Source organism: Micromonospora sp. NPDC023814 (genome assembly GCF_040639595.1).
In the GTDB taxonomy this organism is placed as follows: domain Bacteria; phylum Actinomycetota; class Actinomycetes; order Mycobacteriales; family Micromonosporaceae; genus Micromonospora.
The window spans coordinates 105,734-127,028 of sequence record NZ_JBFAAF010000015.1 but is presented as its reverse complement, the minus strand read 5'-3'; the positions used below and the strand labels follow the sequence as shown (position 1 = coordinate 127,028).

Here is a 21,295-nt window from a genome sequence, read left to right as displayed (position 1 = left end):
AGGCCAACCTCTGGACCCTCGGCACCGGCGGCGTGTTGATCTGGCTGGGCCTGAGCAATCGGGTGCCCCGGCGGCCCGCCCCGCGCCGGCTCGGCCGCCGCCGGCGGACGCCGACGACGAACCCCCGGCCGTCGCGTACGAACCCCCGGCCGTCGCGTACGAGCAGCCGGCCGTCGCGTACGAGCCACGCGCCGCCGCGTACGAGCCCCCGACGGTCGCCCACGAGCCGCCGGCCCGGGCGGTCCGGGTGCCGCACCAGCCCGGGGACCGGCTGCCGACGCTCCGCCCACCGGCGGACGAGGCGGCGGCCGGCGTGACCCCGCCGCCCCCACCGGCGCCACTCGACCCGGCGCCCCCGGAGCGGCCGTCGCGGCGAGCCGGGGAGCGGCTGCCGGAGCGCACGGGGCGGGACGTGACGCCGCCGCGCCAGCGCTCCGCCGGCCGGCGCAACCAGCCCACCAAGCCGGTCCGCGTCAAGCCGCCGAAGATCAAGTTCGGCGACCGGGACCCGGCAGTCGAGCTGGCCATCACCGAGATCGCCGGCCACCTCACCTTCACCCCGAACACCGTCACCGCCTGGTACTGGCTGCCGGAGGTGCGCTGGGCGTTCCGGCCGGACGCGGAGCGGGAGGCGCTGCTCTCGGCGATCTCCGAGCAGTACGCCGGCCTGGCCGGCTTCCGGCTGCACCTGCGGCGCACCACCCGGCCCTTCCCGGCCGACGAGTGGGCCCGCACCATCGACGCGCACACCCGGTCCCCGCTGCCCGACGTCCCGGGCACCGCCGGCTGGGCCGACCACCTGGTGGCCGCGCAGCGGCACCTGCTCTCGGTCAACCACGCCGAGGGGCAGACCTACCTCGGCGTCACCTTCGCCCGCCGCTCCCTCGGCGACTCGCTCACCGAACGCCTGCTGCGCACCTTCGGTCGCGGCGTGGCCGAGGGCGAGCGCCGCAAGCTCGGGCGCACCGTCGAGCAGTTCGACGAGGTGCTGGGCGCGTTCGGCATGCGCGGGCGACGGGTCACCGCGCAGGAGCTGGAATGGCTGCTCTACCGCTCCGTGGCGCTCTGCATGGCGCCCCCCGGCCGGCTCTCCCCGATCACCGACGGCCGGTGGGAACGCGGCGACCTGCTCGCCCTCACGGAGCAGGTGGAGCGCTACCGCACCCCGTACGGTTCCACCGTCAAGCTGGTCAACCGCATGACCGGCGAGGAGCGGCACGTCGCCGTGCTGGCGGTAGGCCGGATGGAACCGCTGGAGATCCCCGAGCGGCACGAGCCCTGGCTGCACTTCCACGAGCGGCTGCCCTGGCCGATGGAGCTCTCCACCCGGGTCGACATCCTCGGCTCCGGCGACTCCTTCCGTAACCTCGAGCACCGGCTCCGGATGATCCGCTCCCAGCAGCTCGACTACGCCGAACACGGCATCGACGCCCCGCCCGAGCTGGAGCGGCTGGCCAAGCGGGCCCTGGTGATCGGCGACGAGATGACGACCGGCCTGCCGGTCGACTCCGCCCGGGCGCACGGCTGGCACCGGATCGCCGTCGGCGGGCGGACCCGCGAGGAGTGCCTGGAGCGGGCCCGGCGGCTGATCCAGCTCTACTCCCGGGAGCTGCGCATCTCGCTGCAACACCCGAAGAACCAGGACTGGCTGGCCCGCGAGTTCATCCCCGGCGAGCCGATCGCCAACACCGGCTACGTCCGGCGGATGCCGGTCAACCTGCTCGCCGCCGCCCTCCCGCAGGCCGCCTCCACGGTCGGCGACCGGCGCGGCGACCTGATCGGGCGGACGGCGGGCACCTGCCGCCGGCCCGTCTTCCTCGACCTGCACTTCCCGATGGAGGTACGCGAACGCTCCGGCCTCGCCGTCTTCGTCGCCGAACCGGGCGGCGGCAAGTCCACCCTGCTCGGCGCCCTCGGCTACCTCGCGGCCCGGCGCGGCGTCCAGGTGACGCTGCTCGACCCGTCCGGCCCGCTGGCCCGACTGTGCGCCATGCCCGAGCTGCGGCCGTACTCGCGGGTGCTTAACCTGACCGGCTCCGAGCACGGCACCCTGGCGCCGTACTCGCTGATCCCGACCCCGCTGCGCACCGAGTTCGGCAGCGGGGCGGCGGGCGACCGGGAGTTCGAGATCGCCGTCTCCAACGCCCGGGCCGAGCGGCGGATGCTCGTACAGGACATCTGCATGATGCTGGTGCCGCCGCAGGTGGCCCGCGAGGCGTCCACCGCCACCCTGTTCCGGCATGCCGTACGCCAGGTGCCGGCGGAGGAGACCTCCACCCTGGACGACGTGGTCGCCTGCCTCAGTCAACTCGACGACGACGCCGGCAGGGAACTGGCAAACCTGCTGCTGGACACCGCCGAGATGCCGCTGGCCATGCTCTTCTTCGGCCGGCCGCCGGAGGGGCTGCTCGGCGCGGACGCGGCGCTCACCGTGATCACCATGGCCGGGCTGCGGCTGCCCGACCTGAAGATCGAGCGGGAGTACTGGTCGGCCGAGGAGGCGCTCGCCCTGCCGATGCTGCACACGGCGCACCGGCTGGCCGTACGCCGCTGCTACGGCGGGTCGATGTCGTCCCGCAAGCTCGTCGGCCTGGACGAGGCGCACTTCATGGAGGGGTGGCGCTCCGGCCGCTCCTTCCTGGTCCGGCTAGCCCGCGACTCCCGCAAGTGGAACCTCGCCGCGCTGGTGGCCTCGCAGAACCCGCGTGACATCCTCGGCCTCGACGTGCAGAACCTGGTCTCGACCGTCTTCGTCGGCCGGATCGCCGAGGACGCGGAGATCGCCTCGGAAGCGCTGCGCCTGCTGCGGGTGCCGGTCGACGACGGCTACGAGGCCACCCTCGCCTCGCTTTCCACCGCCGACGCGACCTCCGCCGCCCGGCTCGGCTTCCGCGAGTTCGTCATGCGGGACGTCGACGGTCGGGTGCAGAAGGTCCGGGTCGACGTCTCGTACGTCGACGGGCTGCTGGACCACCTCGACACCACTCCCGCCGCGATCGCCGCGGCCGCCGGGGTACTGCCGGCCGTCCTGCCGAACCTGGAGGCGTGACATGGCGGGGGCCCGGGCACGGCTGGCGGCGTTCCTTCTCGCACTCGGCGTACTCGCCGGGGCCACGATCGGCTGGCCGGCCCTCGGCGCCGCCGCGGCCGCCCCGGCACCGCTGACCGCCCAGGCTTCGGCGGACCTCTGCACCACGCCGGAGTGGCAGGCCGACTTCCGCGCCTGCGTCGCCAAGCTCAAGGAAGTCGCCGAGGACGACGTCAAGTGCCGGAACGCCCCGACCCCCGGCGCCCCGGACTCCGGGCTCGCCGGCTGGTTCGCCTCGCGTCCGGAGTCGGCCACGAAGCCGGGCCCGAAGGGCTTCTACAGCGACTACGGCTACGCCGGTTACAGCTACTCGACGTACGACGTCGACAGCGGCTGCGCGACTGCGGTGCTACACCCGGACTACAAGTTCACCAACACGGTGGCCAACGGCGAGTTCATGATGGCCACGGCGATCGTCGGCGCCTCGAACGCGCTCCGGGAGCGCGCCTGGGATCCGCGCTCGATGTGGGGCTGGGCGGACCCGCTGGTGGACCAGGCGACCAAGGCCGTCTACCAGAAGGTGTTCAGCGTCTTCGGCATCGTCACGCTCTGCGTGGTCGGTCTCTACCTGCTCTGGCGCTCCCGCCAGTCCGACATGAGCAACGCGATGACCACGGCGGGCTGGGCGCTGCTGGTGATGGTGGCGGTGACCGCCCTGGCCGCCTGGCCCGTCAAGTCGGCGAACATCGCCGACGGCACCCTCGTCACCACCCTGGGCGTGGTGCACGACGCTGTCGGCCCGGCTTCCAAGGACACCCCACCCAGCCAGTGCGACGACCCGAACCCCGAGGCGTGCAAGGACAACCGTCCGCCCGCCGTCCGGGCCAGTGACACAGCGACCGAGGCCATGCTCTACCGCAACTGGCTGCGGGGGGCACTCGGCTCGGCCGACAGCGAGACCGCCAAGAAGTACGGCCCGGCCCTGTACGACGCGAAGTCGCTCTCGTGGGAGGAGGCGGCGAAGCTCCGGTCGAATCCGGCCACCCGCGAGGCCACCATCAAGGCGAAGCAGCAGCAGTGGGCCAGGGTGGCGCAGCAGATCGAGACCGAGGACCCGGAGGCGTACGAGTACCTCCAAGGGGTCCGGGACATGGACCGGATCGGGGCCGGATTCATCGCGGTGCTCGCGGCCGTGCTCTTCGCGATGTTCGACCTGACCGCCTCGTTGCTGGTGCTGCTGGGATTCCTGATCTTCCGCTGGGCGGTGATCGCCGCGCCGATCCTCGGCACGGTGGGCCTGCTGCGGCCGGCCAGCGCCGGGCTGCGCCGACTGGGAAACGCGGTGGTCGCCGCCGTCTTCAACATCGCCATCTTCGGCACCGGCGCCGCCATCTATCTCTTCGCCGTCGACCTGATCATGAGCACGCCGACGCTGCCGGGCTGGCTCCAGGTGGTGCTGGTCTGGCTCTGTGGTGTGGTCGGCTGGCTGCTCCTGCGTCCCTACCGCCGGATCACCCAGCTTGGCGGCAAGGACAGCAGCGAGGCGGTCAGTTCGGCCGGCTCCTGGCACCGGCGTTTCTTCCGGGACATGCGCACGGCCGCCCGGCTCGACGTGGCGGAGCCCGGCGGTACGGCCGAGCCGGCGATGGGCCGGCGTCGCGCCGTCGTGGCGGAGAAGAGCACCCTGCGGCCGGAGGCCCGCCGGGAGGACCCGTCGCACGCCCGCACGAGTGGCGATCAGGAGCGGCAGCGGCCGGACGGCCGCGAGTCGGCCGCCGAGGCACCGGAAACCGCGGAGCGGGAGACTCCCCGCCCGGTCGCGCCCCGGCCTCGTCGACGCCAGCCAGCCGCCTGGACCGAGCCCGACGTGCCCGACGAGAACCCGTCATTCGTCATCTACCGTCCGGACTCGGCCGAGCGTGAGCCGGCACGGCCCGCGCCGCGGATCCGCTCCGAGGCGCGGTGAGTGCGGTGCGTCGAGCCGTCGAATTCCTCGTCACCCGGGTGCTACGGTCCCGGTTCGGCATCGCGCTCGCTCTCGCCGTGGTCGTGTTCGGGGTCATCGGGGCGGCCCGGCTGGTCTCCGGTCCCGGCGACCCGGCGGACGGGCTCAGCAACCGTCCGAGCCGACCCATCACCACGGTCGCCCCGACCGCCGGTGACGACGGGGCGTTCTCGACGGGCGCTCCCCCGTCCCCGGTCACCCGCGCGGGCGAGCCCACGCCGGAGGAGATCGCCGAGCGCTTCGTCGCGGCGTGGCTGGGCAAGCCGGGCGTCACGGCGGACCAGTGGCAGGAGGGGCTGCGTCCCCTGTCGACTCCGGCGCTGACCGAGAAACTGGCGGGCGCCGACCCGTCGGGGGTGCCGGCCGGGCAGGTCAACGGTGACGTCACGCTCCGGCCCCGGACCGAGAACTTCGTAGAGGTGGTGGTCCCGCTCGACGCGGGCCGGCTCCGCCTCGAACTGGTGGCGCCCGACGGGCGGTGGCTGGTGGACGCGGTGGACTGGGAGCAGGAATGAGCGACGAGACCCGACCGCGCCCTCGACAACTCCGGCTCGGCGCCCTGGCCGCCGCGCTGACCGCGACGTTCGCGCTGCTCTGCTGCACCGGCGGCGCAGGCGCCTTCTTCCTCACCGAACTCGGCGGTGACGCGGATGACCGGATGGTGTCGGCCAGCCTGGACTGCACGGAGGACTTCCGGGTCGACATCCAGGGCAGCATGCCCCGAATGTCCCAGTACGGCGAAGTCGAACTCCGCAACGCCGCTCGGATCATCAAGGTCGGGCAGGAGATGAAGGTGCCGCCGCGCGGCTGGGTCATCGCCGTAGCGACCGCCATGCAGGAGTCCCGGCTGCGCAACCTGGCGAACTCGACCGTCGGCGAATCCGAGAACCTGCCCAACGAGGGCATGGGGGCCGACCACGACTCTGTCGGCCTCTTCCAGCAGCGGGCCAGCTGGGGCAGCGTCGCCCAGCGGATGACGCCCGAGTACGCCGCCCGGAAGTTCTACGAGAAGCTGGTCAAGGTACCCGGCTGGGAGCGGATGCCGCTGACGCGGGCCGCCCAGGCGGTGCAGATCAGCGCCTTCCCGGACGCCTACGCCAAGCACGAGGAAGTCGCCTCGCAGATCGTCAACGCCCTGGCCGGTGGAGCGGCCCGGACCGTGCTCGTCGGCGGGAAGCAGGCATGTGACCGCGCCGCCGGCGGGGAGATCGCCGCCTCGGGTTGGACGGCGCCCATCCCGGGCGGCGTCGGGTCGGGCTTCCGCACGGCGAGCCGGCCCGGGCACAACGGGGTCGACATCGCCGCCCCGAAGGGCACCCTGATCCGGGTCGCCGCCACCGGCCGCGTCCTGGTCTCCCGCTGCGACCCGGACAATCGCGGACGGCTCAGCTGCGACGCCGACGGTTGGCCGGACAAGGGCGGCTGTGGCTGGTTCGTCGACGTCCTGCACGCCGGCGGGTTCATCACCCGCTACTGCCACATGGTGAGCAAGCCCCGGGTCTCCGTCGGCCAGACCGTCCAAGCCGGCGAGGTCATCGGCGAGGTGGGCAGCAGCGGCAACTCCTCCGGCCCGCACCTGCACTTCGAGGTGCACAAGGACGAGGATCGCAGCAGCCGGGGCGCGATCAACCCGGTGCCGTTCATGCGGTCGCGGGGTGCGCCGCTCAAGGGCGCGGCGTGAGGCGCCAGCGGTCATGAACGAGCCGCTCCCCGACCCGTTCGCCGACCAGCCCGACTGGGCCCCCCGGCCGCCCCGGCCGATCGAGATCGTGCCGGCCACCGGGCGGGTCGAGCTGCGCGGGCGGCGGGTCCTGGTCGGCCTGCCCGGGCTCGGCTGGCGTGGTGACCTGCGGGCCGACGAGCGGGTGGTGCAGGGCAGCCGAACCTACGTCCCCGTGATCCCCGAGCACGAGTGGTACCGGGCGGAGTCCGACCAGGTGGAGGTGTTCGCGCCGCTGGTCCCGGTGGAGCGGGTCTGGGTGGAGACGGTGGGGAACCGGCGGCCGGACACGTCGATGGACCGTGAGGCGGGCGTCCGTCTCGTCTCCCTGGACGCCCCGGCGCACCGTGTGCCGGCCCCGGTCTTCGAGGCGGACGCCGTCACCGGCCGCCGGGTCGTACACGTCGTGGAATCTGTCGAGCACCGGGACCTGCGGGCGGTCACCGAGACCTACTCGGGCGCCGACGGGGACATCTGCGTGCGGGTCACGCCTGAAGTCGAGTGGTACCGCTGGGCATGGCGGGGCCAGTCACCGACCACACTGGAGGTCCCGGTCCACCTGCTCTGGATCGAGTGACGGCTCAGGCCGTTTTCCGGCCAGCACAAACCCGCCATCCTTCTTCGCCATCCATCACGTCGAATACCCAGTCCTCTCGGCGACTGCTACGCGGCTGCCCGTTGGCAGAGCTGGAGATGGAGAGAGTTGTGGCGACCGATTCACCCTCTCCGGTCTCGGTCCGAGTGAGAGGTCCCCAGCTGACTCGCACCACGACACCGAAGTTGGCCTCGCGCTGCTCGATCTCCTTGCGCAGGCCGGACAACGTGCTCAGCCCGGTGTCTTCCTGACAGGTGAAAAGCTCGGCGCGGGTGTCGTTGCGATCCACGAGGAACGCCCGGAGGTAGTTGTCCACCACCACGTCGGGCGCGCTGCGGTCCGGGGCGGCGGCGCGGTTGTAGAGGACGTACCCGGCGGCCACGCCACCGAGGCAGAGCGCCGCGAGGATGCTCGCGACGACCGTGAGCACAGTGCGCGCCCGTCGCCTCGGCCGCTCCGGCGCCGGGGCCGGCGAGGGCGGCGCCAGGTGGTCGGAGGGGGGCCGTTGCGCCGGTACGCGGGAGACCTGGGAACCGGCGGGGGGCTGCACTGATTCCACCCTCTGAGGCTAGCGGCTGGGCGCCGGAGACCCAATGCCCCAGATGCAGCGGATCGTGACGGACCACTCCCCATTGGTGAGATCCACGACAACACCGGCGCAGCGCCGCCGCGCATCCCGGACGAGCCGCTCCGGCTGGGTTACCGTCTCTGCGCGGGGAGGGGTTGCCAACCTCGGACAGAGGGGGTGGACGCGGTGACCGGTCCGAAGGCACGGACGAACCGCGCCGCCGCACTGCACCGGCAGGCCGCCGCCACCGCGACCGCCGCCGCCGGCATCCTCGACGACACCCGTCCCGTTCCCGCCGACCAGCACCGCCAGTACGAGCTGGCCGACCGCCTACGGTCCGCGGCGGCGGTGCTGGCTCCCGGCTGGGCGGGGGCTTCCCTGGAGACGGTCGCCCCGACCGCACCCGCCGGCGAGGGGCCGCCCGCCTTCGTCCGGGTCGGCACGGCGGCGCCGCTGGACGACGCGCGCTTCCCGGCGCTGGTGCCGCTGCTCGGCACGGGGCATCTCGCCGTGGACGCCGACGCCCGGGATCCCCGGGTGGCGGGGATGCTCCGGGCCGTACTGCTGCGGCTGTTGGCGGCGACCCCGGCCGGGGCGCTGCTGGTCCGCGGGGTGGACGCGACGGGTGCGACCTTGGAGCCGTTCGCGGCGCTCGCCGACGCGGGCCTGCTGCCGCCCCCGGCGGTGGACGTCGCGGGCCTGCGGGCCGTGCTCACCGAGGCCGAGCAGTGGGTGGCCCCGGGGGCGAGCGGGCGTCGCCGGCACGACCGGACGCTGCTGCTGGTGATCGCGGCGCTGCCCGACCTGACGGGCCCCACCGACCTGGCCCGGGTGGAAGCGCTGGCCGAGCAGGGCCGGTCCGCCGGGCTGCACCTGGTGGTGGCCGGCTGGCCCCCGGCGGGTCCGTACGCCGATCGTGCCCCGCTGCCGCAGGCGACCACGCTGGCGATCCGCAACGCGTACGCGCTGCTGGGTGATCCGCCGGGCGGGTCGTTCGCGGGCCCCGGCGCGGAGCCTCCGGGCGGGTTGAACTCGCCGGTCTTCGTCGAGCCGGATCCGCCCGGCGACCTCGTCGACGCGGTGTGTCGCCGGTTGGCCGCGCAGGTCGAGGCGGGTTCCCGGCTGGCCCTGACGGGCCTGCTGCCGCCGCCCGACGGGGAGTTGTGGACGGCGACCGCGGCCGACGGGCTCGCGACGACCGTCGGCGACGCGGGCGGGCGGGCGGTGTCGCTCGGGTTCACCGAGCTGACCCCGCACTGGCTGGTCAGTGGCCGCTCCGGCGCGGGCCGGTCCACCTTCCTCACCACGGCGCTGCTCGGCCTGGCCGCCCGGTACGGTCCCGAGGAGCTGGCCCTCTACCTGGTGGACCTCGCCGACGCCGAGTCCTTCGTGGAGTTCCTCCAGACCGAGCGGGACCGGTCGTGGATCCCGCAGGTCCGGGCCGCGGCGATGGCGGCCGACCGGGAGTACGTGCTGAGCCTGCTCGACGAGCTGACGGCGGAGGTGCGCCGCCGCGAGGAGGCCGGCAGCCGGGCGGGCGGGCAGCGCTTCGCCGAGCTGCGGCAGCACCGGGCGATGCCCCGGATCGTCTGCGTGCTGGACAATCTTCCGCTGCTCTTCGCCGAGCGGGACCGGCTGGCCGTGGACGCCGCCGCCCGGCTGGACACGCTGGCTCGCACGGGGCGCGCGTACGGGGTGCACCTGGTGCTGGCCGGCGAGGGCGACCTGGGGTTGGGCTCACGTACGGACCGCGACTCGGTGCTGGGGCAGTTCCCGGTGCGGGTGGCGCTGCCCGGCGGGAGCGCGGTGCTGGAGCCGACCAACGACTCGGCGGCGGGGCTGCCGGTGGGCAGCGCGGTCGTGAACACCGCGGGCGGGCTCGGCGGGCCCCGGGGCGCCATCCGGGGGCACGAGCGGATGGTCCGCTTCCCGGACCCGCAGGACCATCCCGACACGGTCGGGCAGCTGCGGCAGCGGCTCTGGTCGGCGCGACCGGAGGGGTCCGCCCCGCCGGTGGTCTTCGCCGGTTACGCCCGTCCGCTGCTGCGCAACGATCCGCGGCACCGGGCCGCGCTGGCCGGGCGGGCGCCCGGCCCCGCCGCCCTGCTGGGCCGGGCCGTGGACGTGCCCCGGACCACGGTCGCGGTGCCGCTGGGGCCGGCGCCGGGGCGCAACCTGGCCGTCCTCGGCCCCGGCCCGGAAGCGGCCCGGCTGCTGGCCACGGCGGCGCGCAGCACCGCCGCCCACCACGCGCCGGGGACCGCCCGCTTCGTGCTCGCCGCGCCGGACGACGACTGCCGGCCGCTGGCCGACGCGCTGGCGGCCGAGCTGGCCGGGCGGCACCCGGTCGAGACGGTGGACGCCGCCGGCCTGCTCGCCGCCGTGGACGCCGCCGAGCCGGCGTACCTGGTGGTCTTCGGCCTGGATGTGCCGTCGCCGGAGCAGTTGCCCCCGGAGCGGCTGCGCGCGCTGCTGCGGGAGGGTCCGCCCGCCGGGCGGCACCTGCTCGGCCGCTGGCGCACGGCGCCGTCCTTCGCGGCGCTGCTTGAGCCCGACGGCGAGGTCGACAAGCTCGCGGCGGTGGCGGTGGTGGACCTGCCCGGCGCCCAGCTCGCGTCGGTCTTCGGCCGGCCGGTGGAGTGGCGGCCCCGTCCGGGCCGGGCGGTGCTCTGGGACTCACCGGGTGAGCAGGGCACGGTGCTGGTTCCCTTCGCGGAGCAGGGAGAGCCGACATGACCCGCAGTGGGGCGCGGAGGCCGGCGCACGCCGGGCCGGGACGCCAGCGGTCCGCCGCCGGGCCGCCGCCGGGTGGGCCCGACGCGGCGGCGCCGTCGGGGGCCGTCGCGGGCGGCGACCCGGTGTCCGTCGCGTGGACCGACTACCTCGCCGCCGCCCGGCAACTCGACGGGGTACGCCGGGACGCGGCCACCGCTGCCGGCGAGCAGGCCCGGTCGGTGCAGGCTGCCCGCGAGGAGCTGACCGCCGTCCGCACCCGGCTCGCCGCACAGGAGACCCGGCTGCGCGAGCGGGGCGTACCACCGATCTCGCTGGTCCCGACGCCGCCTGAGCTGACCGAGGCGGCCAGGTCGATGGCGGGCGGGCCGGCCGCGGTGCTGTCCGCGCTCCGCGCCGCCCGCGGCCGCGCGGACGCCGCGGACGCCACGCTCGCCGCGCGCGGCCTGCCCCGCCTGGCCGCCTGGCCGGCGCGCCCGCGCAACCTGCTGCTGTACGCGCCGCTGGCCCTGCTGGTGCCGCTGATCCAGGTGGCGCTGTTCGTGGCGACCGGTCCCGGGGCGGCGAGTGTGGCGGCGCTGCTCTGCGGGCTGCCGATGCCGGCGGTGGCGTTCGCGGCGGGCTGGCTCGGCGTCGGGCGGCTCTTCCCGGCCGGGGAGGGTGGCCGGGTGGACCGCACCGCCCGGCTCGGCGCGCTGGTGTGCCTGGTCCCGGCGGTGCTGGTCAGCGCGGGCCTGCTGCTCGCGATGCTGGCCGGCTGAGCGGAGCCGTCACGCGGCCCGGAAAGGCAAGATACTGGCCGGCTGAGCGGAGCCGTCACGCGGCCCGGAAAGGCAAGATGCTGGCCGGCTGAGCGGAGCCGTCACGCGCGCCTCGGAAACCCGACTCGCGATGCCCGTCGGCTAAGCGGGGCCGCCGCGCGGCGTCCGGACAGGCGAGCGGCCGGCCGGCCCGGGGTGTGGGTCGACCGGCCGGCCGGGTCGGTCGCGGTCAGCGGGGGATGATCAGCGCCATCGCCTCGGCCCGCGACTTGGCGTCGTGCTGGAGCGTGCCCCGCACGGCCGAGGTGATGGTCTGGGCACCCGACTTCTGGATGCCGCGCATCGCCATGCACATGTGCTCGCACTCGAGCACCACCACCACGCCGCGCGGCGCGAGCCGCTCCATCAGCAGGTCGGCGATCTGCGAGGTGAGCCGCTCCTGGACCTGCGGCCGGCGGGCGAAGACCTCGACCAGCCGGGCCAGCTTGGACAGGCCGGTGATCCGGCCGTCCGGCCCCGGGATGTAGCCGATGTGGGCGCTGCCCCGGAACGGCAGCAGGTGGTGCTCGCACAGGCTCATCACGTCGATGTCCCGGACCAGCACCAGCTCCTGGTGGTTGGCCTCGAAGGTGGTGCTGAGCACCTGGGCCGGGTCGACCCGCAGGCCGGCGAAGAGCTCGGCGTACGCGCGGGCCACCCGGGCCGGGGTCTGCCGGAGCCCGTCGCGGTCCGGGTCCTCCCCGACGGCGATGAGGATCTCGCGTACCGCCTTCTCGATCCGCCCGAGGTCCACGGTGTCCTCGACGGGTCGGCCGGTGAGCTTGCCGCTGATCAGGCGCGCGGCCACGTAGTCGAGGCCGTCGTCGCCGTCGGGCTCGGTCGCGGAGACGGCCAGTCCCCGGTCGTCCCGGGAACTGGCCGTCGGGTCGGTGCTCAGTGCGTACCGTCCGAGTTGTTCGAGCTGGTCGAGGTGGTGCCGCCGACAGTCGCCTGGGCGCCGTCGGCCTGGGCCTGCACCTTGAGCGCCTCCTTCTCGGCCGGCGTGAGCACCGGCGGCTCGGTGGAGGGCTGGCGCTTGCCGAAGCCGTTGTACGGCGCCATCGGCGGCCGCTTGGCCACCCGGGCGCAGATCCGGGCCATGTCGGCGGTGGAGAGGGTCTCCTTCTCCATCAGCTCCAGCACGATGTTGTCCAGGACGTCCCGGTATTCCACCAGGATCTCCCAGGCCTCGTCGTGGGCCAGCTCGATCAGCGCCCGCATCTCGCCGTCGATCTCGGCGGCGACGGCGTCGGAGTAGTCCCGCTCGTGGCCCATGTTGCGGCCGAGGAACGGCTCGTCGCCGCTGGTGCCGTACTTGATCGCGCCGAGCTTGGAGCTCATGCCGTACTGCGTGATCATCGCGCGGGCCAGCTGGGTGGCCTTCTCGATGTCGTTGCCGGCGCCGGTGGTCGGCTCGTGGAAGACCAGTTCCTCGGCGGCCCGGCCACCCAGCGCGTACGCCAGGGTGTCGACCATCTCGGCGCGGGTCTGGGTGTACTTGTCCTCGGTGGGGAGCACCAGGGTGTGGCCCAGCGACCGGCCGCGGGACAGGATCGTCACCTTGTGCACCGGCGCGGCGTGCGGCAGCGCCCAGGCGACCAGGGCGTGCCCACCCTCGTGGTACGCGGTGATCTTCTTCTCCTGGTCGCTCATCACCCGGGTCCGGCGCTGCGGACCGGCGATCACCCGGTCGATCGACTCCTCCAGGGAGTCGTTGGTGATCGCCCGCTGGTCCTTGCGGGCCGTGAGCAGCGCGGACTCGTTGATCACGTTGGCCAGGTCGGCGCCGCTGAAGCCGGGGGTACGCCGGGCCACCGCGTCGAGGTCGACGTCGGGGGTGAACGGCTTGCCCTTGGCGTGCACCCGCAGGATCGCCTTGCGGCCCTCCATGTCGGGGGCGTCCACCGGGATCTGCCGGTCGAAGCGGCCCGGGCGCAGCAGCGCCGGGTCGAGGATGTCCGGCCGGTTGGTGGCGGCGATCAGGATGACCCCGCCCTTGGTGTCGAAGCCGTCCATCTCGACGAGCAGCTGGTTGAGGGTCTGCTCACGCTCGTCGTGGCCGCCGCCCATGCCGGCGCCGCGGTGGCGGCCGACGGCGTCGATCTCGTCCACGAAGACGATCGCCGGGGCGTTCGCCTTGGCCTGCTCGAAGAGGTCCCGGACCCGGCTCGCGCCGACACCGACGAACATCTCGACGAAGTCGGAGCCGGAGATCGAGTAGAACGGCACCCCGGCCTCGCCGGCGACGGCGCGGGCCAGCAGCGTCTTACCGGTGCCGGGCGGACCGAAGAGCAGCACGCCCTTCGGGATCTTGGCGCCCAGGGCCTGGTACTTCGCCGGGTTCTGCAGGAAGTCCTTGATCTCGTGCAGCTCCTCGACGGCCTCCTCGGCGCCGGCCACGTCCGCGAACGTGGTCTTCGGCGTGTCCTTGGTGATCATCTTCGCCTTGGACTTGCCGAAGTTGAGCACCCGGGAGCCGCCGCCCTGCATCTGCGACATGAAGAAGAGCAGCAGGAGCACCAGCAGGGCGATCGGGAGCAGGTTGACCAGCAGGCTCACCCAGATGCTGTCGGACGACACCTTGGCGTCGGCCGGGCCGGTGACCCGGTTGTTGGCCTTGGCCTCGAGGACCTCGTTCCAGACCTCGTCGCCGACCTCGTAGGGGAACTGCGCCTCGATCCGGTCGGTGGTGGTGTCACCGAACTTGGTCTTCTCGGCCAGGTCGAGCTGGATCGTCTGTTCCTTGTCCTGGAAGACGACCTTCTTGATCGCGGGCTTGCCGGTGTTGAGCTGGTCGAGCGCAACGGAAGTGTCCACCCGGTGGTAGCTGGGACCAGCGGTGAACAGTTGACTGAGCACAACGGCGCCGAGGATGACCAGGATGATCCAGACCACCGGTCGGCGGAAGAAACGCGTACGTTCCATGCTGTTGTCGAGCGCCGAGGCGCCCGCATCCTCCTGATCGACGTCCTGACCGTCTGATGGTGTCGCCGCCTGCGGCGGCGGCCGGAGCCGCCGTGCGGGCCGGCTCGACCCCGAGGCGCGAACTTTGCCGCGCCGCGGTCATTCGACGGTACACCGTGTGCGCGAGGAGTGAGCTTGCGAGCCCCGCAGTCGCGCACGAACGGAACATCGTGCGCGCGCGGAGCGAGCTCGCGAGCCCAGCAGCTGCGCGTCGGGCGAACCGGGTCCAGCCGACGTGACGGGAGCTCCGCGCCCGGCCGCCCGACCGCCCGGTCCCGCGGTTCGAGGGGTCGGGCGTGGAGGATGCCTCCACGCCACCGACCTATACCGTAGTCCGACTGGCTGAGAGCCCGCTGAACGTCCGCTCGATGGACGCCGATGCGAGAGGGGCTCAGGCCCGCGCGTAGACCTCGGGCTTGAGCACACCGACGTACGGCAGCTCGCGGTAGCGCTCGCCGAAGTCGAGGCCGTAGCCGACGACGAACTCGGTGGGGATGTCGAAGCCGACGTACTTCACCGGCACCGGCACCTTGACCGCGTCCGGCTTGCGGAACAGCGCGACGACCTCGACGCTGGCCGCCGAGCGGGACTCCAGGTAGCGCAGCAGCCAGGAGAGGGTCAGGCCGGAGTCGACGATGTCCTCGACGACGACCACGTGCCGGCCGGCGATGTCCCGGTCCAGGTCCTTGAGGATGCGGACCACGCCGGAGGAGGTGGTGCCCTGGCCGTAGGAGGAGATGGCCATGAAGTCCAGCTCGGCGGGCGGTCCGTTGCGGCCCAGCGCCCGGGCGAAGTCGGCCATGAACATCACCGCGCCCTTGAGCACGCAGACCAGCAGGAGCCCGTCATCGACGTCGGCGTAGTCCGCCGAGACCTGCTTGGCGAGTTCCGCGGTCTTCTCGCGGATCTGCGCCTCGGAGATGATCACGTGGTCGATGTCGGCGTCGTACCAGGAGCCGTCAGCCATGGCTCCTAGCCTGCCGTACGCCGGATGGCCTCCGTCGGCGGGGCCGCCCCTTTTGGAGCGGTCCCGCACGGGATGAATGACGCGAAGGCCACCAATCACCTCAGCAGGTACGCGACCGCCAGCGGCGGCCGTCGTCGGTCGGCTTCCAGTCGGCCGAGTCCCGGCTGTCGGCGGTGAGGCCGGCGGCCGAGGCCACGGCGAGGAGGAGGAAGAAGACGAGGAAGAACAGGAACTCCATGGCGGCGCTCGCTTTCGCACGATTGCTGTTGGTTTCGCCGCCGGTGCGCACCGGGCTGCACCCAGTCTGTGCCGAGCACGACAGGCCGGACAGTGGCAGAAATGCCACTCCCCCTCGATTTCCTGCCACCCGTGCGGTTACCCTCGTCACATGCTCAGCTCGGTCGCCGTCCTCGCCCTGGACCGGGTCGCCGCGTTCGAGCTCGGCGTCCTCGCCGAGGTCTTCGGCACCGACCGCACCGCCGACGGGTTCCCCGGCTACCGGTTCCACGTGTGCAGCCCCGACGGCGGGCCGGTCCGCACCACGTCGGGCTTCCAACTGACCCCGCACGCGGACCTCGGGCCGTTGGAGGACGCGGACCTGGTCGCCGTGCCGGCCCACGAGCACGGCTCCACGGTGCCGGCCCCGGTGCTCGACGCGCTGCGCCGGGCCGCCGACCGCGGGGCGTACGTGTTCAGCGTCTGTTCCGGAGCGTTCGTGCTGGGCGAGGCCGGCCTGCTCGACGGCCGCGAGTGCACCACCCACTGGCGGTACGTCGACGAGCTGCAACGCCGCCACCCGACGGCGAAGGTCCGGTGCAACTCGCTCTACGTGCAGGACGACCGCCTCATCACCAGCGCCGGCACGGCGGCCGGCATCGACGCGTGCCTGCACCTGGTCCGCCAGGAGCACGGCTCGGCGACGGCCACCCGGCTGGCCCGCCGGATGGTGGTCCCCCCGCACCGCGACGGCGGGCAGTCCCAGTACGTCGAGGCCCCCATTCCGAGGACCCCCGAGGCGGCCACCCTGGAGCCGGTGCTGGAGTGGCTGATGGGACACCTGGACCGGCCGGTGACCGTGGACGAGCTGGCCGCCCGGGCCGGGATGGCACCGCGCACGTTCGCCCGGCGGTTCCGGGCCGAGACGGGCACCACGCCACACGACTGGCTGACCAACCAGCGGGTGCTGCTGGCCCGCCGGCTGCTGGAGGAGACCCGGCTCAGCGTGGAGGCGGTCGCCGACCGGGCCGGCTTCGGCGACGCGGCGGCGCTGCGACACCACTTCACCCGCCGCGTCGGCGCCACGCCGCAGACCTACCGGGCCACCTTCCGCGACCGGGTCGGGGTCTGAGCCGCCCAAACCCCGTCAGCGGGGGACGGCGGGGGTGAGCCGGCCGTCGCGGCGGACCACCCGCAGTCCGCCCGGCAGGTACGCCGCCCCCTGCCCCCGCCAGCCGGTGACCAACGTGTCCAGCGCGGTCACGTGCCGGTGCGACAGGGCGGTAGGCGGGGCGCCCAGCTCCCGGGCCCAGGTGTGCAGCACCCGGCCGCGCACCGCCGGCGAGAGGGCGGCCAGGGCACCCACCGAGAGCCCTCCGTCGGGGTGACGGACGTCGGCCAGCGCGGCGACGGCCAACTCGTCGAGGACGGCGTTGTCCGCCGCCACCAGCCGGGCCGTCCGGGCCAGGTTGTCCAGCACCCCCGGCCCGAGCGCGCGGACCAGGGCGGGCAGCACGTCGGCCCGCACCCGGGCACGGGCGTACGAGGGGTCGGCGTTGTGGGGGTCCTCCCACGGGCTCAGCCCGAGCACCGCGCACGCCTTGCGGGTCTGTTCCCGGCCGACCTCCAGCAGCGGGCGCAGCAGGGGCACCCCGTCGAGGTCCCGCCGGGCTGGCATCCCGGCCAGGCCGCGCGGGCCGGCGCCGCGGGCGAGCGCGAGCAGCACCGTCTCCGCCTGGTCGTCGCGGGTGTGCCCGGTGAGCAGCGCCGCCGCCCCGTACCGGCCGGCCACCTCGGCGAGCGCCCGGTAGCGGGCCTCGCGGGCGGCCGCCTCGGGCCCGCCCGGTCGCCCGGCGACGTCGACCCGCACCGACTCGACCGGCGCCAGGCCGATCTCGCGGGCCCACGCCGCCACCGCCGCGGCCCGCTGCGCCGAGCCCTCCTGGAGGCCGTGGTCGACCGTCACCAGGCCGGCGGCGCGACCCACCCGGGGTGCCACGAACGCGGTCGCGGCGGCCAGCGCGAGCGAGTCCGCCCCGCCCGAGCAGGCGACCAGCACCGGGCCCCCGGGCGGCAGGTCGGCCAGCGCGCGGCGGACCGCCACCCGGATCGCCGCCACCGGCGGGGAGAGCGCGGCCACGGGCGTACGGTCAGCCCGTGGCCTGGACCGGGCCCACCGGCCCGTGCACCCGGGCCACCCAGGCGTCCGGGTCGCCCAGCTCCTCCAGCCGGGGCAGGGTGAGCGGCGAACCGAAGATCTTGTTGAAGCCGTCCATGCCGACCCGGTCGACCACCCCGTGCACGAACTTGCGGCCCTCGGCGTACTGGCGCATCTTGACCTCCACGCCGAGCAGCCGGCGGATGGCCTTCTCCAGCGGGTTGCCGGCCTCCCGGCGCCGGTTGAAGCCCGCCCGGATCCGCTCGACGCTCGGGATCACCTCCGGACCGACGCCGTCCATGACGAACTCGGCGTGCCCCTCCAGCAGGGTCATCAGCGCGGTGAGCCGGTCCAGCACGGCCCGCTGCGCCGGGGTCTGCACGATGTCCAGCACGCTGGTGCGGCTCTCCGGGTCCCGCACCGCCTCGGCGAGGGTGGCCACGCCCCGGCGCAGCCGCTCCAGCAGGTGCTCGCCGCCGCTCGACGACGCGTCCACGAAGGCCTGCACCTCGCTGAGGAAGTACGCCCGCATCCAGGGCACGGCGGTGAACTGGGTCCGGTGGGTCACCTCGTGCAGGCAGACCCAGAGCCGGAAGTCGCGGGGATCGGCCTCCAGCTTCCGCTCCACCTCGACGATGTTCGGCGCGACCAGCAGCAACTGCCCGGGGTCGGCGGAGAACACCTCGTACTGCCCGAGGACCCGGCCGGAGAGGTACGCCAGCACGGTGCCGGCCTGCACGCCCGTCAGCCGGGAGCCGATCGCCTCGGTCAGCGGGCCGGGCTGCTTGTCCTTCGTGAGCCGGCCGACCAGCGGCGTGATCACCTCGCGCAGCCCGGCGATGTTGGCGGCCGCCCAGTCCCGGCGGTCCACCACCCGCACCGGCGGGTGCGACACCTGCGAGCGCAGCCCCGTGTAGTCGGCGACGTGCCCCGCCGCCTCGTCGGTCAGCCGCCGCAGGTCGCCGACGACGTCGGTGGCCTCGGCGTACGACACCCGGGGGCCCGACTTGCCCAGTGCCCCCGCGGTCGCGGCGGCCAGATCCCAGTCCACGAACTGCGCCATGCACCCACCGTACCCGCGCCGGGACACCCCGGCCCGGGCTCGCGTCGGCGTGATCGACGCCGGTCGCGCGCTGCCCTGTCCGGTCAGCGGCAGCCGCAGCCGGCCAGGGCGGCGCCGATCCGGTCCAGCGCCACCCGGGCGGCCTCCAGGCCGTCCGGCGGCACCGCGTCGGTGAGCACCGCGAAGGTGAGCAGCCGCCCGTCGGCGGTGCTGACCACGCCGGCGATCGCGTGCACCTTGGTCAGGGTGCCGGTCTTGGCCCGGACCACCCCGGCGCCGGCCTTCGTCGCCGCCGTGCCGTACCGGTCGGCGAGGGTGCCCGACCAGTCGGCCACGGGCAGACCGCCGAAGATCGCGGCCAGTTCGGGGCGGCTGCCGTTGCCGGCGAGCGTGATCAGGTCGGTGAGCAGCGAGGGGCTGATCCGGTTGCTGCGCGACAGCCCGCTGCCGTCGGCGAGGGACAGCTCGTCGGCCGGCAGGCCCAGCTCCCCCGCCACCGCGTCCATCGCCGCACCGGCGCCCTCGAAGGAGGCGGGCTCGTTGCGGGCCAGCGCGACCTGACGGGCCAGCGCCTCGGCGATGATGTTGTCGCTGTCGCTGATCATGATGTCGACCAGCCGGACCATCGGCAGCGACTCCACCTTGCCCAGCTCGGTGCCGGGCCCGGGCGTGCCGGTGGCGGCACCGCCGTCCGCGGCGGGAGCGGTGCCGCGCTTCACCGTGTCGGCCGGCACGCCGAGCAGCCGGGCGAAGGCCCGACCGGCCGCGAGGTCGGGCTGCGCCACCCGCTCGGCCCAGTGGTTGCCGGCCGCGTCGTCCTTCTTGGCGCGCGGCACGTCGCTGCGGGCGCCGTCGGTCATCAGCGCGGTGATCGCGCCGCCGTAACCGCCGGTGGGGATGTCCTCGTCCCACCCCGGCTCGTGGACGGGGCCGGAGTAGAGCGACGAGTCGACCGTCACCTTCGTCGGCTCCGTGCCACCGAGCGCCGTGCGCACCTGGCCGGCCAGGTCGTCGAGGCGCGCCGCCCCGGGGTAGAAGCCCTTCTTGTCGACCGCCAGCGTGGGGTCGCCGCCGCCGACGAGCACCACCTCGCCGGGGTTCGGGCCGGCGACCGCCCGGGTCGGGATGCGGTACGCGGGGCCGCGCGCGGCGAGCACCGTCACCCCGGTCACCAGCTTGGTCACCGAGGCGGGCACGGTGCCGTCGTCCTCGCCCCGGCCGAAGAGCGGCTGGCCGGTGGCCACGTCGGCCACCGAGACGTTGACCCGGTCGCCGAGCGCGGACACGCCCACCAGCGGGGCGAGCGCGGCGCGTACCCCCTCGGGGGTGGGCAGTGGGGCGTTCGCGTCCGCGCCGGACAGCACCGCCACGGGCGCCGGCTCCGCCGCCTGCGCGGCCCTCTGCTCGGCCGGCTCGTCGCCCAGCCAGTCGGCGACGGGGCCCGGTCGGACCACGGCGATCCCGACGGCGGCGAGCACGAGCACGAGCACCACGGCCAGGGCGACGGGCAGGACCCGGCGGCGCGCCGGGCCGGGCGCCGGGGGCGCGGCCGGGGGCGGCCCGCCCACGTCGGGCGGCCCGCCGGCGGGGCGGGTCGCGGCGGCGGTCCAGAGGTCGGTCGGCCCGGGCCGGGGCGGCTGGCCGTACGCAGCCGGGCCGGCGTCGCCGGGGAACCCGGGCGTGCGGGGAAGGTGGGCGTCGGGCACCGGGAACCGCCCGGTGGCCCCGCCGGAAGCAGATCGCCCGGTACCCCGTCCAGCATCGGCCTCCGGACGGTAGTGTGAATCTTCCCTCCCCACGACCCCCTCCTCCCCCCGCGAAATCTGCTTGGGTGACACTACTTCGGTCCGAACACTATGCGGCGGCCGGAGCCGGCGGGTGGGCATTCACCCGACGGGAGCGGCGTGCCGCTGGTTTCCGTTAGCCAGCGTGGGCAAACGAGGGAGCGTGCAGATGGATTTCGACGTGACGGTTGAGATCCCGAAGGGCCACCGCAACAAGTACGAGGTCGACCACGCGACCGGCCGGATCCGGCTGGACCGCACGCTCTTCACCTCCACGCAGTACCCGGCGGACTACGGCTTCATCGAGGGCACCCTGGGCGAGGACGGCGACCCGCTGGACGCGCTCGTGCTGGTACCCGAGCCCACCTTCCCGGGCTGCCTGATCCGGTGTCGCACCATCGGCATGTTCCGGATGACGGACGAGAAGGGCGGCGACGACAAGGTCCTCTGCGTCCCCTACGAGGACCCGCGCCAGGAGCACCTGCGCGACATCCACCACCTCGGCGAGTTCGACCGGCTGGAGATCCAGCACTTCTTCGAGGTCTACAAGGACCTCGAGCCGGGCAAGTCGGTCGAGGGCGCCACCTGGGTCGGCCGGCAGGAGGCCGAGGCGGAGATCGCGGCGTCGTACCGGCGCGCCAAGGAGGCCGAGGAGCGCGGCGAGTCCACGCACTGATCCGGAACCGGACGTCGA

The 21,295-nt window shown here is 74.2% G+C and carries 17 protein-coding genes; 9 read left to right on the top strand and 8 right to left on the bottom strand.

The genetic code is table 11. The annotated features are described in order from the left end of the window. The first annotated feature begins 10 nt into the window (after window positions 1-10). The 5 genes from AB0G14_RS11350 to AB0G14_RS11330 are packed head-to-tail and all read left to right on the top strand — an operon-like array spanning window position 11 to window position 7,330. Window positions 11-3,049 carry an ATP-binding protein gene (locus AB0G14_RS11350; protein WP_357696167.1) on the top strand — a complete coding sequence of 1,013 codons (3,039 nt, stop codon included), beginning with the start codon at window positions 11-13 and terminating at the stop codon, window positions 3,047-3,049. 1 nt (window position 3,050) lies between these two features. Continuing rightward, on the top strand, window positions 3,051-4,994 hold the full coding sequence (locus AB0G14_RS11345) for an MFS transporter (protein ID WP_357696150.1): 1,944 nt from the start codon (window positions 3,051-3,053) through the stop codon (window positions 4,992-4,994). Further along, window positions 4,991-5,548 (top strand): hypothetical protein, encoded by a 558-nt coding sequence (locus tag AB0G14_RS11340; RefSeq protein WP_357696148.1) that lies wholly within the window; start codon window positions 4,991-4,993, stop codon window positions 5,546-5,548. The genes AB0G14_RS11345 and AB0G14_RS11340 overlap by 4 nt, the downstream gene beginning before the upstream one ends. After that, window positions 5,545-6,714 (top strand): M23 family metallopeptidase, encoded by a 1,170-nt coding sequence (locus tag AB0G14_RS11335; protein ID WP_357696146.1) that lies wholly within the window; start codon window positions 5,545-5,547, stop codon window positions 6,712-6,714. The genes AB0G14_RS11340 and AB0G14_RS11335 overlap by 4 nt, the downstream gene beginning before the upstream one ends. 13 nt (window positions 6,715-6,727) lie before the next feature. Then, window positions 6,728-7,330 (top strand): hypothetical protein, encoded by a 603-nt coding sequence (locus AB0G14_RS11330; protein ID WP_357696144.1) that lies wholly within the window; start codon window positions 6,728-6,730, stop codon window positions 7,328-7,330. 4 nt (window positions 7,331-7,334) lie between these two features. On the opposite strand, the gene AB0G14_RS11325 is transcribed toward AB0G14_RS11330, so the two are convergent. After that, on the bottom strand, window positions 7,335-7,898 hold the full coding sequence (locus tag AB0G14_RS11325) for a hypothetical protein (protein ID WP_357696142.1): 564 nt from the start codon (window positions 7,896-7,898) through the stop codon (window positions 7,335-7,337). Window positions 7,899-8,093: 195 nt separating this feature from the next. On the opposite strand from AB0G14_RS11325, the gene AB0G14_RS11320 reads away from it, so the two are divergent. Together AB0G14_RS11320 and AB0G14_RS11315 are read left to right on the top strand one after the other, a co-directional pair. Beyond that, entirely contained in the window at window positions 8,094-10,652 is a 2,559-nt protein-coding gene (locus tag AB0G14_RS11320) for an FtsK/SpoIIIE domain-containing protein (protein WP_357696140.1), read from the top strand. Next, complete coding sequence (locus AB0G14_RS11315) at window positions 10,649-11,410, top strand: hypothetical protein (RefSeq protein ID WP_357696138.1); 762 nt, start codon at window positions 10,649-10,651, stop codon at window positions 11,408-11,410. Before AB0G14_RS11320 ends, AB0G14_RS11315 begins: the two co-directional genes overlap by 4 nt. Window positions 11,411-11,639: 229 nt before the next feature. On the opposite strand, the gene folE is transcribed toward AB0G14_RS11315, so the two are convergent. From folE to AB0G14_RS11295, 4 genes are all read right to left on the bottom strand, one after another. Further along, window positions 11,640-12,305, bottom strand: a complete 666-nt coding sequence (folE, locus tag AB0G14_RS11310) for a GTP cyclohydrolase I FolE (RefSeq protein WP_357696165.1) — start codon at window positions 12,303-12,305, stop codon at window positions 11,640-11,642. Between the two features lie 38 nt (window positions 12,306-12,343). After that, entirely contained in the window at window positions 12,344-14,374 is a 2,031-nt protein-coding gene (ftsH, locus tag AB0G14_RS11305) for an ATP-dependent zinc metalloprotease FtsH (protein WP_357696136.1), read from the bottom strand. Between the two features lie 430 nt (window positions 14,375-14,804). After that, window positions 14,805-15,380 carry a hypoxanthine phosphoribosyltransferase gene (hpt, locus tag AB0G14_RS11300; protein ID WP_350686506.1) on the bottom strand — a complete coding sequence of 192 codons (576 nt, stop codon included), beginning with the start codon at window positions 15,378-15,380 and terminating at the stop codon, window positions 14,805-14,807. Between the two features lie 100 nt (window positions 15,381-15,480). Continuing rightward, window positions 15,481-15,618 carry a hypothetical protein gene (locus AB0G14_RS11295; RefSeq protein WP_357696133.1) on the bottom strand — a complete coding sequence of 46 codons (138 nt, stop codon included), beginning with the start codon at window positions 15,616-15,618 and terminating at the stop codon, window positions 15,481-15,483. 150 nt (window positions 15,619-15,768) lie between these two features. Here AB0G14_RS11295 and AB0G14_RS11290 point away from each other — a divergent pair, with 150 nt between their 5' ends. Further along, the gene (locus AB0G14_RS11290) at window positions 15,769-16,728 is read left to right on the top strand and encodes a helix-turn-helix domain-containing protein (protein ID WP_357696131.1); all 960 of its coding nucleotides are present in this window, start codon (window positions 15,769-15,771) and stop codon (window positions 16,726-16,728) included. A 15-nt stretch (window positions 16,729-16,743) separates the two neighbouring features. Here AB0G14_RS11290 and tilS read toward each other — a convergent pair whose 3' ends face one another. From tilS to dacB, 3 genes are all read right to left on the bottom strand, one after another. Further along, window positions 16,744-17,736 (bottom strand): tRNA lysidine(34) synthetase TilS, encoded by a 993-nt coding sequence (tilS, locus tag AB0G14_RS11285; protein ID WP_357696129.1) that lies wholly within the window; start codon window positions 17,734-17,736, stop codon window positions 16,744-16,746. 10 nt (window positions 17,737-17,746) lie between these two features. Further along, window positions 17,747-18,817, bottom strand: coding sequence for a zinc-dependent metalloprotease (locus tag AB0G14_RS11280; protein WP_357696127.1), 1,071 nt, complete (start codon window positions 18,815-18,817; stop codon window positions 17,747-17,749). 83 nt (window positions 18,818-18,900) lie between these two features. Further along, window positions 18,901-20,385 carry a D-alanyl-D-alanine carboxypeptidase/D-alanyl-D-alanine-endopeptidase gene (gene dacB, locus AB0G14_RS11275; RefSeq protein ID WP_357696163.1) on the bottom strand — a complete coding sequence of 495 codons (1,485 nt, stop codon included), beginning with the start codon at window positions 20,383-20,385 and terminating at the stop codon, window positions 18,901-18,903. A gap of 385 nt (window positions 20,386-20,770) precedes the next feature. On the opposite strand from dacB, the gene AB0G14_RS11270 reads away from it, so the two are divergent. Then, window positions 20,771-21,277: an inorganic diphosphatase gene (locus AB0G14_RS11270; protein WP_091107853.1), complete on the top strand. Its 507-nt coding sequence runs from the start codon at window positions 20,771-20,773 to the stop codon at window positions 21,275-21,277. The last annotated feature ends 18 nt before the right edge of the window (window positions 21,278-21,295 follow it).